Source organism: Streptomyces sp. ICC1, assembly GCF_003287935.1.
GTDB lineage: Bacteria > Actinomycetota > Actinomycetes > Streptomycetales > Streptomycetaceae > Streptomyces > Streptomyces tritrimontium.
The window spans coordinates 7,031,664-7,044,974 of sequence record NZ_CP030287.1; the positions used below are offsets into that span (position 1 = coordinate 7,031,664).

Below are 13,311 nucleotides of genomic sequence, written 5' to 3' on the forward strand. Positions count from 1 at the left end.
ACTGGTCGGGGGACATCCTTGCCGTAATGGACAGCGGCGGACAGATCGGATCCGGACATCGGGCGGGCGCCGCTGACCCCGGGGGGCCGGCGTCAGCCGGAGGGCGCTTCCGGCGGAGCGGCCGACCGGCGCAGGGCGAACCACAGCTCCATCCGGGTGTCCGGGTCGTCGAGGTCGGTGCCCAGCAGGCCGGCGGCGCGGGCGACGCGCTGGCGGACGGTGTTGCGGTGGACGCCGAGCGCGGCCGCCGCGCGGTCCCAGCTGCCGTGGTGGGCCAGCCAGGCGCGCAGGGTGTCGCGCAGGACGGGGGAGAGGGGCCCGAGCAGGGCTTCGGCGTGGGCGCGCGCCTCGGCCTCGCCGACCAGGCCCGCGAAGCCGGGGTCCGTGTGCCGGGCCATCGGGGTGCGGGCCGCCTCGGCGCGCTCCAGGGCCCGGCCGGCCTGCGCGTCGGCGCCGGGCAGGGCGTCGGGCGCCGCCGCCGCGCTCACCCCCAGCCGCCAGCCGGGCTGCGGGGCCGGATCCCGGTCGGTGAGCAGGCGTACGCCGTCCTCGCGCGGGTCCAGCAGTACGGTGCCCAGCGCCGCCGCCAGGGCCTGCGGATCCCCGGAGCCCCGGGCGTGGACGGCGTACCAGGGCCCGGGGCCGACCGCTTCGCCCGGAGCCGCGCCGAGCAGCAGCCGGGTCAGCGCGGCGGCCTGCGCCCCGGCCGGGCGGCGGGTGAGCAGGGTCAGCAGCACGGCCGCCACCGAGGCGACGGTGTGGTCCCCGGGGGCCCGCGAAGGCGTGGCCAGGGCGAGGGCCCGGCCGTCGCCCAGGGCATGGGCGGCGAGGTGGAGCTCGCCGTGCGCGGCGGTGGCGGTGGCCGCGGAGCCGGGCGCCACGCGGCGGGCGAGCGCGGCGAGCGCGGCCAGCACCTCGGGGCCGGGCAGGGGCCCGGCGTGGACACCGGGGTCGGCGGGCGCGGGGCCGGGGAGCGCGGAGGGTCCGGAGGGTCCGGAGGGTCCGGAAGGCGCGGCGGGCGCGGCGGGCGCGGGGCCGGGATCCGGCGCGGCGGCCCCCGGGGGCCGCGCCGGGTCGGTGGGGAGCAGTCCGGCCCAGCCGCCCAGGGCGGCGGCCAGTCGGCGCAGGACCGCCGGGACCGGGTCCGGGCGGGCGGCGGCCGCGGCCAGCGACTGCTGGGCCTCGGTGACCCGGCGGAGCTCGGCGGTGCGGGCCCGCGCCATCAGCCGCCAGACGCTCCGGCCGACCGCCGTGAACGGGGTCCCGGGCGGCACCTCGACCAGGGGCAGCCCGTGGCGGGCACAGGCCTCGACGAGGGACCGCGGCACGGTCTCGTGCACCGGGGTCACGCCGAAGCCGAGGGCCGCGGTCCCGGCCCGGACCAGCCGGGAGACGTACTCCCCGGCGTCCGTGCCCCCGCCCTCCCGGTCCGCCCCAGAACGACGCAGGGTGGATGGTCGGCAGCGGCAGATGGGTGTAAGGGACGGGTGTGGGGGCGATGGGTGGTCTGCGGCGGAGCATGGGGACGGTTGTCGTACATGGCTCCGGGGACGGGGCGCACGCGGTTGCTGGGCACGGGGAGCTCGATGAACTCCTCGGTCCGTACGTGGGACCGGGCCCACCCCCCCCGAGACGCATCCACCGCTCTGAGCAACAACAGTCACTGGCTACAGAATTCGCGTCGCGTACCAGTTGCACCGGCTGGAGAAGGCACGGCTCCTGGCCGCAGCGGAACGCAGTGGACGACGGTCACGCTCACCGGCACTGCGGTCAGCCTGCTCACTCGGGCCCAGCCGCCGGTGGCCGATCCCTTGGCCGGTGGCCGATAGCGGACCTGGTCCGCCGCCCCAGGCGGCGGGTCAGTGTCCGATGTTCCAAGACGCGGTAGGCGCTGCCGCGTCCGCGGCGGGGAGCGCTGGTGCGTGCCGGATCCACCAGCGGCGCAGCAGGAGCGGCGGATGACTGCCCAGTCCGCCGCCGTTGAGATGAGATTCCGCATCGGATCCCGACTCAGCTGACCCCAGGGCCGCGTGCGGCGGCTACGGCGCGGGCTCGTAGACGACGGTGGCGTTCGGGCAGTCCTCGGCGAGTCCGAGGAGCGCCTCCAGAATCCGGATCACCCGGGTGGGCGTGCGAATTCACCGCAGAAACGGCACTCCGTCACGGCCCTGGCCCGAATCGCCTACCGGGGTGCAGACAGCACTCGTGCGGGGTAGGAATCGGCGCCCGAACACGCCAGCACGAACTCGTTAGCCGGGCCTCACGAGACGAGGATCCCCATGCCCTGCCGCGCCTGCTGACACGCCATCCTCGGCGACGAAGTCGTCGCCTACATCCACCAGCGAGTCGCTGCCGCACCACCGCCTGACGCCGCACTGATCGAGGCCCTGAGGCCGATCCTCACCAACCCCGCGTTCCCCGAAGGGACCCCAAGTTGCACCGGACCGAACGGCCGGGGATGCCTCACACCCATCGGCAGCTGACCTCGCCCAGGCCGGTTCGAACTCCTACTCAGTGACTGGGAAAGGCCAGCCCCGCCTGTCGGCTGACAGAGGGGCCTCCTCCCTGTCTCACTCCGCTCGCGCGGACGATGGGTGAGCTAACCTGCCCGGATGCGCGGACAGTTCACCGGCTGGCCTGAGCAGGCTATGGACGTGTTGTGGCAGCTCCAGGGCGAACCGACCCACGCGACCCGCGCGCGCTGTCGCGCGGACCGCGAACGCCTGGTCCGGCAGCCGATGATCGACCTGCTCAACGAGGTCGCGGACGCCGACCCGCGATACGAGGACTTCTCCGTCTGGCACTACCGCACCGACTCCTGGTGGTGGCAGCACCAGAGCGCGGTGATCCGGCTCGACCGCAAGATCGAGATCGGTCTCCGGTTCTCCCTGGACGGCCTGCGGATCCAGGGCGCCTGGTGGTACCCCGATCCCGGCCAGGTGGACAGCTTCCGCAGAGCCGTGGCCTCCGAGGGGAGCGGCCGCGAACTGTCCGCCATCGTCGAGGACGTGCGGAAGAAGGGCTACGACATCTCCGGGGACGTGATGAAACGTCCCCCGCGCGGCTATCCGACGAACCACTCCCGTACGAACCTGCTGCGCCACCGTTCCCTGATCGCCGCCCGTCCCCTCGGCTGCGAGGAGTGGCTGCACACCCCCGAGGCGGTCGACCGGGTCCTCTCGGCAGCCGACGACCTGGACGCCCTGCTGATGTGGCTGGTCCACCACGTGAAGCACGCCTCCTGACGTCACGAGGGCGCCGCGCGGCACGGGAGGAACGACACCCAGAGAGCAGCGTGCGCACCGGCACTGCACCCTTCCGCGCCGTACGGGTCATCATCGTGCTCGACCTCCTGCCCACCTCCCTCGGCGCCTCCCTCGGTGGCATTCGACGCGATGGCGACGGGGGAGTGGGAGCTGGCGCCCGGGGTGTGGCAGGAGACGGAGCTGCTGCTGTGGAAGCCGCGGGCGGCGTGGTTCAGCGTCAACGCCTTCTTCACCGGGGCCGGGCTGAGGAACTGGTACGTCAACTTCGAGCGCCCCATCCGCCGGACCGAGGCCGGGTTCGACACCTTCGACCTGACCGTTGACCTCGTCATCGACCCCGACCTGAGTACGTGGACGTGGAAGGACGAGGACGAGTACGCCCACGTCCGGCGCCTGGGCATCGTGACCGACATCGAGCACCAGGTGGTGGAGCTCGCCCGCGCCCAGGTGCTCGCGATGCTCGAGAAACGGGCCGGGCCGTTCGCGGACGCCGACCGGTGTGCGGCCTGGCGCTGGAACCCGGCCTGGCCCACGCCGCGCCTGCCTCAGCGAGAGGAAGCCGGCCCGGGGAGTGGTGGCGGCGAGCCGGTGAGGCCGCGCCCTTGACCGAGGCGGCCGGTGCGCGGGACGGTCATTGCGCAACTCCCCGCAACTGGCTTTCGCCGGAGGCGATCATGGCGTTACCTTTCTTCGGCACGGACCCGAACTCGGGCGGAGGTAACTGCCCCGCGGTCTGGGTGGACACCGACGCCAAGGAGGGGCCGGAGCTGGTTCTGCAGGGCAAGTTCGCCGACGCGGCGACCCGCGCCGCCTGCAGTCAGGACAGCCCGCCGGCGGACGGCGAGGGCGTCATCCGCATCTCGGTCCGGATGGTGGATCAGATCAGGAAGGCGTGTGATGCCGCAGAAGCCGCTGGCACCCAGCTTTGAGGACCTCCTCGACTCCGCCCAGCAGCGCGCCCTGCACCTGGAACTGCGGGACGTCTACGCGGTGGGGGAGGAGCGGGAGGTCTTCGAGGCGTTCGGGCGGGACGGCAGCGTGCCCGCAGACGACTCGGAGTACTGGGGCGGCTGGCTGCCTCTGGTCGAGCGGACCGTTGCCCGCGGAGTGAAGGTCCAGCGGGCCCGGATCGTCTCCGAGCCCGTCACCGAGTACATCCGCTTCGAGCACGCCATCACCGACGCCAACCTCCGCGCCGGCGAAGAGGTCCGCTGGCTTCCCCGCCGCCGTGCCCCCACGCTCGCCCTGCCCGGCAACGACTTCTGGCTCATCGACGACCGCATCGTGCGCTTCAACTTCTCCGGCGACGGCCAGGCCCTGGAGCCCGACCACACCGAAGACCCGCAGGCGGTCAAGCTGTGTGCCGAGGCGTTCCGCTCGGTATGGGACCTGGCCACTCCGCACGCCGACTACCGCATCTGACCGACGCACACCCAAGGCCCGCCACTCATGACGACCGCCTCTCCCTCGTCCAGCGCCCAGTCGGCCCGCGAGGCGCTCGCCGTGCGGCTCACGCACCTGCGCAAGGACGCCGGCCTCACCGGGAAGGACTTCTCCGCCCGGTGCGGCTGGCACCCCGCCAAGACCACCCGCATCCAAAGAGGCGCGGCACTGCCCTCGGACGCGGACATCCGCTCCTGGTGCGCGGCGTGCGGCGCGGACGGCCAGGCGCAGGACCTGATCGCCACCGCTCGCGCCGTCGACTCGATGTACATGGAGTGGCGCCGCCTGCACCGCAACGGCATGCGCCAGGTCCAACAGGACTGGTACGCCCTGCACGAGCAGACCCGCATCTGCCGCGTCTACCTCTCCAACGTCCCGCCCGGCTTCCTCCAGACCCCGGCGTTCGCCACCGCCCTCATGAACCAGATCACCCGCTTCCAGGGCACCGCGCAGCGCACCGTGTGGCCACTGGAGGCGTTCTACGTCCACGACGACACCACGGCCGTGGTGGAGACGCTGACGGCGGAGATCAAGGTGACGCAGCCGCGCGAGCTCGCCGACTACGCGAAGGCATTCGCCGCCCTCGCGAAGATGGCCGTCTACGGCGACACGGCCCGCGCCCTCATCGAGGCCGCGATCGACGCCCTGGAGTGAACTTCCGCAATTTCCCGCAATCTCGCTGAGGAACGAGCGGTGACCTCCGTAGCGTCGAACAACAGCGACGCACCCCAGCACGGAGGCGGTGGCCCATGAGCGCACCCACACCCACCAGCCCCGAACCGGACGGCCCCAGTCTTCAGCGCCCCGACTTTGGCCGGCCCTCTCCGGCCCTGCTCGCCCGCGCGGACCGCGGCTTCGCCCGGTTCCTCGCCCGGCCGACCGGGGACCAAGACGACGAGCTCGGCGACGGCGAAGACACCCTGCGGTGACCGCCGACCACCCGTACGAGACGCCCCCGGCAGCGAGGCCCGCCATGCACACCAGCAGCCACACGGTCCTGTACGACCCCGACGGCCTCATCGAGGCGGAGCTCCCGCTCGACCGTGAACCGTACGAGTACCTCGTCAAAGCCGTCCTCGCCTGGACCGGCGAGGACACGCTCGCGACCCGCGACTACGAGCAGATCGGCCTCCAGCTGACCGGCCACGCCCGCGCGGTCGCCGCCGACGTACGGCGCCGCGCGAACCAGCTGCCGAAGGACAGCGGGTCCCGGGTGCTCGCCGACGTCGTCCTGCGCGAGGCGGAAGGCCAGCTGTCCGCGACGCTGGAGGGAACGATGCGCTGCGTCCAGAACTGTGTCCGCCTGGTCCGCGCACTCTACGAACGGCTGGACCGCCTTGAGGCCGCGCTCGCCCCGGAGAGGGTTGCACCGGAAGGGGGCTGAACCGTTGGCTGGACGGTTGCTTCCAGCTACTTCGTCGGTGTGTCGAGTGCGTTGCTCGCTTCATCCACCAGGTCGCTGACCTGGCGCAGGATGTCTTCAGAGCACGGCGAGGTGGGAGGTTGGAAGCCGGTGGCCTGCCCGGCGCCCGGTGTGGGCGTAGGTGGTCACCGAGACGCCCTTGCCGTTCGCGCGGCCGCCGGCGATGGCCCGGAGGGTGGGGCCGGCGTGGTCGCGGGGGATGGCCGCCACAATGGGGCGGGACAGGTTCACGTCCTGGTTGGTGATCTCCACGCAGTAGGCGTGGGGAGCCGCGACTGCCACGGCCCCGCCCCCTTGGAGTCCCCACGCCGGTGCGGCCGCGCCCGCGAAGGGGCAATGGCGCCCGCCGAGGGGCAGATCGTGAGTCGCCCGCCGCTTCGGCAGATAGAGGTGATCCATAAGTGGCAATTTCCCATGATTACCCGAGAAGTAATCCGTAGGGGGCTATTTCCTGCAAAGCCCTTATGTGACTCGGGCATGATGCGCTGTCATATTCCTGCCAGATCGCCCCGTTCGTCTCGTTGTACCCATCAGGGGAAGGCAGGAATATGGGCAGGTTCAGGTACGGAACCACGGCGTCGGCCATCGCGCTGGCCGCCTTGGGATCGCTCACGGCCGCAGGAGGAACAGCTCACGCGGAAGCGGGCCAGGACACCATCAGCATGCTGAAGCAGGAGAAGACCCAGTGGTGCTGGGTCGCCTCCGGGCTGACCATCGCCAAGTTCCAGGGCTTCGGCTCCACGCAGACGGACTTCTGCAGCCGGGCCAATCCCTACTACGGCTGCAACAACCAGCCTGCCACGCTCGACGACATGGCCAAGGGGTGGAGCAGCCTCGGCATGACCCACACCGGCTCCGGCCTGAACAGCGCGGCCACGTTCAACCAGGTGTACACCGACGTCAAGGCGGCCCGACCGATCGGTGCCCGCATCGGGTGGACGTCGGGCGGGGGCCACATGAACGTGGTCTACGGCTTCGACACGGCGAACAGCACGATCGCTGTGGCCGACCCGTGGCCGGACACCACCACGTACACGTGGTGGAACTACAACGACTACGTGAGCAACAGCTCGTCCAAGTGGACCCATTCCCGCATCGGTATCTCCCGCTAAGGCAGGCGACATGCGCGACACCAGCGGTACCGAAATGTCCAAGTGGGCGGCCTCTCGCCTCTCCCGTCTGTCCACCGTCATCGCAGTGAGTGCATCCGCACTGCTGTCCGTCGTCGGTCCGACGCACGCGACCACGGCCAAGGATCCCCTCCCGGCCGACATCCCCGGCTACCAGGCCGCCCTCAACGCGGTGAAGTCCACCGACGTCCGCAACACCGTCTGCCGATTCCTGCGCACTCCGGTGCCCACCGAGGGTGCCGGCGGCCCGGTGCAGACGATCCCCGAAACAACCGAGCCGTGCCAGGGCCTCCCGGTCTTCACGATCAAGGACCCGGTGGCACTGAACGAGATCACCCCGGGGTTCGTCGCGGGCACCGCCAAGCCACTGCCCACCGAGGCGATCAAGCTGACGCAGCTGGTCTCCTCACTGAGCACCACCGTCAACGGCCGCAACGTCACCGTCATGCTCGCCCCCACCCAGGGCGGCGGCTGGCACCTGGCAGCCGTGCGAGACGGCGACAGCGACGCCACATACGCCAGCAAGGCCACCTTGGGCACGCTGGTCTTCACCGAACCGCAGAACCGCGGCTGGTACCAGCTCAAACTCGCCACCGTCGAGCCACTCAACGACCAAGCCCGGGAAGGACTGGGCGGCCAGGCGTCGGTATCGCTCAGCGACTACCAGAAGCTGGTCAAGGCCCGCTACGCCGACAAGCTCCCCGGCTCGGAGTACGACACCCAGGGCTACTCCAGCGGCTACGGTCCCGAGCGCACGGAGGACGACGCCTCGTCATCCACCCTGCTCCTCGCCGGCGGTTCCGGCACGGCACTCGCCCTTGCGGGCGGAGCCGCCGTGCTCCACCGACGCCGGCGCGCAAGCACCCGCTGAGCCCAACCCCCGTACGCCCCCTCGCTCCGTCCCGGCAACCAGCCGGGACGGAGCGAATCCTTGTCCAGCCGGACCGCCACTACCGGGCATTGCAAAGCCTGCAGGGCCTCCATGCCGCCCGGCCGAGCGCAGACTTCCCCTGCGGCTGCTGCCTCCTGACCCTGACCCCGGAGGTGTACGTAGGCAGCGGCGGAGGCCTTCGAGCAGGCCAGCCGCGCTCCGGGCGAGCGCTCCCTGGCCGGGCAGGCACGGGCCGGATGGCGGGCCTCCGCGCGCGCGGCTGACCCGTGCCAGCGCAGACCACGCGGCTGCTTCTGGAGTTCCTCACCCGGCGCGCCGGGTCGGGGCTAGCCCGGCCCCACGTGAGCCGGCAGGTCGATGACCGGGAGGGGGTCGTAGGGCGGCCAGAGCAGGGTGACCTGGTAGCTCATGCTGTTCACCAGGACGTCCTGCAGTGCGAACCGGCCCCGCAGGACGAGGCACCGGGGCGGAGGGTCCGCAGGCAGCTGCTGCTGGGTCTCCAGGGCGACAGTGGCGAAGTCGATGCCGTGACAGGTGGTCTCGTCGTCCTGGTGAACAACCGTCTGCACCTCGGCGATGACGGCTACGTCGGGGGTCAGCTCCTGCGGGTACTGCTTGACCCGCGTTCCCGAGTGCGGCAGGAATGAAGCGAAGTCGATACTCACGAGCTGCCCGCCCACCCCGGCCACGTCGGCGTTGATCCAGCCCGTGTAGACCTCCAGGAGGGCAGGTTCGCCCCGCACGTCCTGAACCCGCGACTCGACGTGCCCGACGTGATGGACACGGCCGACGGGGAAGACACCCAGCGTCATACGACCAGCCTGACAGCCCTGTCGCGGGGGTGCATCTCGTGCCTAGGCGGAGGTGAAGCCCGAGCCGGCAGATCCGCGACGGCATGGCGCCCGGCCGGACCACGCACGCGGTGATGCCGCCGGCCATGGCCGTGCCGATGGTGACGACGTCGTTCGCGATCGTCTCCGAGCTCTGCGCGGCGCCCGTCGGCGATTCCAACGTCGTGCCCATTACCGCAACTCACACCGCTAGGGCGTGTGTCGAAAGTGGATCAAGCGGTCGCTGACTGGGCGGGTGATGGGGCAGCGCGTATTCTCCCAAGGTCTTGATCGTTTGCGCTTGGAGAACTCGTATGAGCTTGGATCTGGTGCCCGTCGACCGCGAGCCGGCCGCCGGGGCTGTCCTACTGACCGGCATCCCGGGGAGTGGGAAGTCGACGGTGGCCGCTGCGCTGGCCGGCCGGTTCCGGATGGCGGCCCATATCGAGGTGGACGCACTCCAGCAGATGATCGTCAGCGGTGGGCAATGGCCCTCACCGGCCGCGAACGCGGAAGCCGACCGGCAGATTTTCCTGCGGGCCCGCAACGCGTGCCTTCTGGCGGACAGCTTCGTGCGGGCCGGTTTCATCCCGGTGCTCGATGATGTCGTGGTCCGTCGTTCCCACCTTGACTTCTACCGCATGACGCTGGCGGCCGTGCCGCTCCACATCGTCGTCCTCGCTCCTGGCCCGGCAACGGCGTGGCGGCGCAACCAGGCTCGGGAGAAGGCGCTGGCCGTGGACTGGTCGCCACTGGATGAGGCGATGCGCTCCGAGCTCGGGCAGCAGGGAATCTGGATCGACAACGCTGCGCAGACGGTTGAAGAGACAGTCGAGGCGATCCTGTCTGCGACCGGTCTGGCGTCCAGTTCTGAAGTCGATCAGCCTCTGCGATGATCGCCCGGTGGCGCGTGGAGATCTGACGGATACCCAGTGGGAGCGGCTGGCACCGTTGCTGCCCGGGGGCAAGAAGCCGGGACGCCCGCCGATATGGACGAGGCGGCAGCTGATCGACGGCATACGGTTTCGGACCCGTACCGGCGTCCCGTGGCGTGACGTTCCGGAGCGGTATGGCCCCTGGGGCCGGGTCTACGACTTGTTCCGCCGCTGGCAGCGGGACTGCACCTGGCAGAACATCCTTGCCGAACTTCAGGTCCGGGCGGATGCCAAGGAACTCATCACCTGGGACATCAACGTCGATTCCACTGTATGCCGGGCCCACCAGCACGCCGCCGGGGCGCGGGAAAGGGGGATCTGCAAAAGGAGCCGCCCGGCGGGGTCGGCACGGCGGAGCCGTACGACCACGGCCTTGGACGCTCGCGCGGCGGTCTGACGACCAAGCTGCATCTGGCCGTCGAGCAGGGCCAGAAGCCGATGTCGATCGTGATCACTGCCGGACAGCGAGGGGACTCTCCGCAGTTCGAAGCCGTCCTGGAGAAGATCCGCGTCTTCCGCCCCGGTCCGGGCAGGCCACGCACCCGTCCGAACCGGGTCCGCGCCGACAAGGCGTACGCCTCCCGAAAGAACCGCGCCTACCTGCGCAGGCGCGGCATCCGCTGCACGATCCCAGACAAGGCGGACCAGGCCCGGAACCGCAAGAAGCTCGGCTCGCGCGGTGGCCGCCCTCCGAAGTTCGACAAGATCGACTACCGAGAACGCCACGCGGTTGAGTGCGGCATCAACCGCCTCAAGCGACACCGGGCCGTGGCCACGAGGTACGACAAGCTTGCGGTCCGATACGAAGCGACCGTTCTCATCGCAGCCATCCATGAGTGGCTGTGATCAGCACATTCGATACACGCCCTAGTCCCATTTGTAACTGTGATGCGATGTCTGACCGTTACTGCTGCTCCACCACCACCGTCCCTCAACGCTGGGTACGCGTAACTCACGTAGTTGTCGGCTGGCCCGGCTCCGACCGTCATCCCGGAGGTTCTCCTCATGGCTCCCTCTCCCGATCGGAACCCGTTTTCCGCGCTCGGGCGCATGTCGGTGCTCGTCGCGGACGCCGCGGATGCCTTGGCCTTCTATCGAGAGGTCCTGGGCTTTTCGGTCCTGCACGATCAAACGGTCGACGGTTACCGCTACCTGCACATCGGCCTGTCCGGCCAGGGGCAGGTGGGCCTCTGGCTGATGCCCGCGACCACCGCGCGGGAACGTGAGCTGATCGGCCGTCAGTGTGGTGGACAGCCCCTGCTCGTCCTGTACACGGCCGACGTGCAGCAGACCGGCAGGCACCTGCGCGATCACGGCGTGCGGGTGTGGGACGAACGGGAAGGGGGCGAGGGCGGCTCCCTGCACTTCGAGGACCTGTACGGCAACGTCATCGTCGCGGCGGAGCTGTCCGTACGCTGACGGTCGCCGGTCCGGGCCGAACGACATCGCCGTGCCCCCTCGGCAGCCGTGGGGCCGGCGTGTCCCCATGACGACCGCCGACGAATACGAGACGCAGGTCGCGGAAGCCCAACGGGCCACCATGACGAGCTGGGACTTCAGCTGACGCTTACGGCGTGGTGCGCAATTGCCTCGCGCGCGAGTTCCTCCGCGACCTAGCCTCGTGGCCATGACGTCACACGATGCGACTGAAGGCTTCCGGATCGCTCCCAGCGGTACCGAGGTGGTGATCCGGCAAGAGACCGCTGACGATCACCGGGTCGTGCGCGAGGTTCATACGCGCGCTTTCGGCGACAGCGAGCGGGTTCCCGGGCTTGTGGAGACGCTTCGCGTCGCGGAGGCCGCGTTGACACCGATCAGGGCGTCGCCCGGCGCAAGGACAGGGCGAAGGCGCAGCTGGTGACGGCGAGGACGACGATCGGCGGCACGGGCAGGAGCAGGACGGATATCGCCAGGCCCACCAGTGAGGCGACGAGGGGGATCCATCCGAAGGCGGTGCGCCGTTCGACCAGTGCCGGGGCGTGCCGGACGACGGTGAGGGCGAGGAGCCCGCACGCGATGACGAACAGGGCCATGGCGAGGCTCATGCCCTGGACGATGTCGAGGGTGCTGCGTTCCAGACCGAGCAGCGTCATGCTCGACTCCCGCATGGCTGCCGAGGAGGCTCGCTGCTGAGGGGTGGGGTCGTCCAGCGCCGCCGCGGCCGCAAAGGCGAGGTGGCCCGTGCCCAGTAGGAGGAAGCCGCCGGCCCCGACCCTGAAAGGTCGCAGCGGCTTGGGCTGGGGCTTGCGCTCGAGGACGGGTGTGACGGTCGCGCTCACCGTGGCTCCTTGTAGTCGAACGAGGCTTCCCTCTACATGTGTAGAGGATGCTGCCCGCACTCTACACATGTAGAGGCCTGGTCCGTGGGAACGACTGCAGCTAGTGCTGTGACCGGAAAGGTTCACCGGGTCTGATGCTGTGCTGGCAGGATCGCTCCGTGGATCTTTCTGAGGGGCTGGCTGAGTGGACGGATTGGGACGGTGCCGCCTTCGTGGTGGGCCGCTCGTACACAGGCAAGAGCGTCGGCGGCGTCGAGTGTGTAGAAGAGACAGACGGAGAACCACCCGTGACCGCCTTCGCCCCCGACTCCCTGGTACTGAACCGGAAGCTGCCGCTCTGGTACCAGGTGTCCCAGTCGCTGCGCGCCTCGATACTCGGGCGCACGGCGGACGCCTCGCTGCGGCTGCCCACCGAGGAGCGGCTCGCCGAGCACTACGGGGTGAGCGTGCTGACCATGCGGCAGGCGCTCAAGGAGCTGGAGGCCGAGGGCCTCATCAGCCGCCACCGGCGGCGCGGGACCTTCATCGAGCCCGCGGCGATGCGCGGGGCCCCGGTGCAGCTGCTGGGGTCGGTCGACGCGATCGTGGCACAGCAGTCGGGCGACCGTACGACGATTCTCGGCCACGGCCTCACACCCGTGCCCGGGGACCTGCTGGAGCACTTCCCGGACACGCCCGAAGTGGTCACCTACCGCAGGCTGCGCCATGACAGCGAGAGCGGCGAGCCGACCAACTGGGCCGAGAACGCGGTGCGTCCGGAGCTGGCGGAGGCCATCGATCTCGCGGATCTGGAACGTTGGCCGATGACGAAGGTGCTGCGCGACATCGTGAAGGTCGACATCAGCCGGATCACCGACACCGTGGAGGCGCGCCTCGCGGACCCGGCCACCGCCGAGCTGCTCCAAGTGCCGCTGCTGAGCCCGATCCTGCACTACACGGGCGTGACCTACGACAAGGGCGGCCGGGTGGTCGACGTGGCGCGGATCCGCTACCGCGGGGACCGCTTCTCCTTCACGGTGACGGTCGACGCCCACTGACCGCCGGGCCACCGGACCGACCCACCGCCAGGCCGCCGACCCACCGGCCGCTCTTCCGAACGGCCCGCCGGGCGGC

The 13,311-nt window shown here is 70.5% G+C and carries 17 protein-coding genes; 13 read left to right on the forward strand and 4 right to left on the reverse strand.

Features of this window, described 5'->3' with window-relative positions; translation table 11 throughout:
• Positions 1 to 92 precede the first annotated feature (92 nt).
• The gene (locus DRB96_RS32865; RefSeq protein WP_343234639.1) at positions 93 to 1,664 is read right to left on the reverse strand and encodes a helix-turn-helix domain-containing protein; all 1,572 of its coding nucleotides are present in this window, start codon (positions 1,662 to 1,664) and stop codon (positions 93 to 95) included.
• A gap of 948 nt (positions 1,665 to 2,612) precedes the next feature.
• On the opposite strand from DRB96_RS32865, the gene DRB96_RS32870 reads away from it, so the two are divergent.
• From DRB96_RS32870 to DRB96_RS32900, 7 genes are all read left to right on the forward strand, one after another.
• Positions 2,613 to 3,245, forward strand: coding sequence for a DUF2461 family protein (locus DRB96_RS32870; protein ID WP_239516431.1), 633 nt, complete (start codon positions 2,613 to 2,615; stop codon positions 3,243 to 3,245).
• 135 nt (positions 3,246 to 3,380) lie between these two features.
• Positions 3,381 to 3,872: a DUF402 domain-containing protein gene (locus DRB96_RS32875; RefSeq protein ID WP_239516432.1), complete on the forward strand. Its 492-nt coding sequence runs from the start codon at positions 3,381 to 3,383 to the stop codon at positions 3,870 to 3,872.
• Complete coding sequence (locus tag DRB96_RS32880) at positions 3,869 to 4,195, forward strand: hypothetical protein (protein WP_343234640.1); 327 nt, start codon at positions 3,869 to 3,871, stop codon at positions 4,193 to 4,195. Before DRB96_RS32875 ends, DRB96_RS32880 begins: the two co-directional genes overlap by 4 nt.
• The gene (locus DRB96_RS32885; protein WP_112451734.1) at positions 4,164 to 4,688 is read left to right on the forward strand and encodes a DUF6879 family protein; all 525 of its coding nucleotides are present in this window, start codon (positions 4,164 to 4,166) and stop codon (positions 4,686 to 4,688) included. Before DRB96_RS32880 ends, DRB96_RS32885 begins: the two co-directional genes overlap by 32 nt.
• Positions 4,689 to 4,715: 27 nt before the next feature.
• On the forward strand, positions 4,716 to 5,363 hold the full coding sequence (locus DRB96_RS32890; protein WP_112451735.1) for a helix-turn-helix transcriptional regulator: 648 nt from the start codon (positions 4,716 to 4,718) through the stop codon (positions 5,361 to 5,363).
• A 95-nt stretch (positions 5,364 to 5,458) separates the two neighbouring features.
• Positions 5,459 to 5,638, forward strand: a complete 180-nt coding sequence (locus DRB96_RS32895; RefSeq protein WP_112451736.1) for a hypothetical protein — start codon at positions 5,459 to 5,461, stop codon at positions 5,636 to 5,638.
• 44 nt (positions 5,639 to 5,682) lie between these two features.
• Complete coding sequence (locus DRB96_RS32900; protein ID WP_162689007.1) at positions 5,683 to 6,093, forward strand: DUF6415 family natural product biosynthesis protein; 411 nt, start codon at positions 5,683 to 5,685, stop codon at positions 6,091 to 6,093.
• A 96-nt stretch (positions 6,094 to 6,189) separates the two neighbouring features.
• On the opposite strand, the gene DRB96_RS32905 is transcribed toward DRB96_RS32900, so the two are convergent.
• Positions 6,190 to 6,414, reverse strand: a complete 225-nt coding sequence (locus DRB96_RS32905) for a hypothetical protein (RefSeq protein WP_112451738.1) — start codon at positions 6,412 to 6,414, stop codon at positions 6,190 to 6,192.
• A gap of 266 nt (positions 6,415 to 6,680) precedes the next feature.
• Between DRB96_RS32905 and DRB96_RS32910 the strand changes: the two genes are divergently transcribed.
• Together DRB96_RS32910 and DRB96_RS32915 are read left to right on the forward strand one after the other, a co-directional pair.
• Complete coding sequence (locus tag DRB96_RS32910; RefSeq protein WP_112451739.1) at positions 6,681 to 7,244, forward strand: papain-like cysteine protease family protein; 564 nt, start codon at positions 6,681 to 6,683, stop codon at positions 7,242 to 7,244.
• Positions 7,245 to 7,329: 85 nt separating this feature from the next.
• Positions 7,330 to 8,133, forward strand: a complete 804-nt coding sequence (locus DRB96_RS32915; RefSeq protein WP_239516433.1) for a hypothetical protein — start codon at positions 7,330 to 7,332, stop codon at positions 8,131 to 8,133.
• Between the two features lie 347 nt (positions 8,134 to 8,480).
• On the opposite strand, the gene DRB96_RS32920 is transcribed toward DRB96_RS32915, so the two are convergent.
• On the reverse strand, positions 8,481 to 8,966 hold the full coding sequence (locus tag DRB96_RS32920) for a hypothetical protein (protein ID WP_112451741.1): 486 nt from the start codon (positions 8,964 to 8,966) through the stop codon (positions 8,481 to 8,483).
• Positions 8,967 to 9,298: 332 nt separating this feature from the next.
• Here DRB96_RS32920 and DRB96_RS32930 point away from each other — a divergent pair, with 332 nt between their 5' ends.
• The 3 genes from DRB96_RS32930 to DRB96_RS32940 all read left to right on the forward strand — a co-directional run bounded on the left by DRB96_RS32930 (position 9,299) and on the right by DRB96_RS32940 (position 11,338).
• Positions 9,299 to 9,880 (forward strand): AAA family ATPase, encoded by a 582-nt coding sequence (locus tag DRB96_RS32930; protein ID WP_112451743.1) that lies wholly within the window; start codon positions 9,299 to 9,301, stop codon positions 9,878 to 9,880.
• A 7-nt stretch (positions 9,881 to 9,887) separates the two neighbouring features.
• Positions 9,888 to 10,765, forward strand: a protein-coding gene (locus DRB96_RS32935; protein ID WP_204357869.1) for an IS5 family transposase whose coding sequence is annotated in 2 segments (ribosomal slippage) — positions 9,888 to 10,280 and positions 10,283 to 10,765 — 876 coding nt in all. Because the reading frame shifts where the segments join, the coding sequence is not laid out codon by codon here.
• A 204-nt stretch (positions 10,766 to 10,969) separates the two neighbouring features.
• Positions 10,970 to 11,338 (forward strand): VOC family protein, encoded by a 369-nt coding sequence (locus DRB96_RS32940; RefSeq protein WP_162688811.1) that lies wholly within the window; start codon positions 10,970 to 10,972, stop codon positions 11,336 to 11,338.
• 395 nt (positions 11,339 to 11,733) lie between these two features.
• On the opposite strand, the gene DRB96_RS32950 is transcribed toward DRB96_RS32940, so the two are convergent.
• Positions 11,734 to 12,198 (reverse strand): hypothetical protein, encoded by a 465-nt coding sequence (locus DRB96_RS32950; protein WP_112451745.1) that lies wholly within the window; start codon positions 12,196 to 12,198, stop codon positions 11,734 to 11,736.
• Positions 12,199 to 12,485: 287 nt separating this feature from the next.
• Here DRB96_RS32950 and DRB96_RS32955 point away from each other — a divergent pair, with 287 nt between their 5' ends.
• Positions 12,486 to 13,235, forward strand: coding sequence for a GntR family transcriptional regulator (locus DRB96_RS32955; RefSeq protein WP_239516926.1), 750 nt, complete (start codon positions 12,486 to 12,488; stop codon positions 13,233 to 13,235).
• The last annotated feature ends 76 nt before the right edge of the window (positions 13,236 to 13,311 follow it).

Excerpts from the sequence above, each read along its gene's own strand:
- DRB96_RS32870 (WP_239516431.1), top strand. The coding sequence starts at position 2,613 with ATGCGCGGACAGTTCACCGGCTGGCCTGAGCAGGCTATGGACGTGTTG.
- DRB96_RS32885 (WP_112451734.1), top strand. The coding sequence starts at position 4,164 with ATGCCGCAGAAGCCGCTGGCACCCAGCTTTGAGGACCTCCTCGACTCC.
- DRB96_RS32890 (WP_112451735.1), top strand. The coding sequence starts at position 4,716 with ATGACGACCGCCTCTCCCTCGTCCAGCGCCCAGTCGGCCCGCGAGGCG.
- DRB96_RS32895 (WP_112451736.1), top strand. The coding sequence starts at position 5,459 with ATGAGCGCACCCACACCCACCAGCCCCGAACCGGACGGCCCCAGTCTT.
- DRB96_RS32900 (WP_162689007.1), top strand. The coding sequence starts at position 5,683 with ATGCACACCAGCAGCCACACGGTCCTGTACGACCCCGACGGCCTCATC.
- DRB96_RS32910 (WP_112451739.1), top strand. The coding sequence starts at position 6,681 with ATGGGCAGGTTCAGGTACGGAACCACGGCGTCGGCCATCGCGCTGGCC.
- DRB96_RS32920 (WP_112451741.1), bottom strand. The coding sequence starts at position 8,966 with ATGACGCTGGGTGTCTTCCCCGTCGGCCGTGTCCATCACGTCGGGCAC.
- DRB96_RS32930 (WP_112451743.1), top strand. The coding sequence starts at position 9,299 with ATGAGCTTGGATCTGGTGCCCGTCGACCGCGAGCCGGCCGCCGGGGCT.
- DRB96_RS32940 (WP_162688811.1), top strand. The coding sequence starts at position 10,970 with ATGTCGGTGCTCGTCGCGGACGCCGCGGATGCCTTGGCCTTCTATCGA.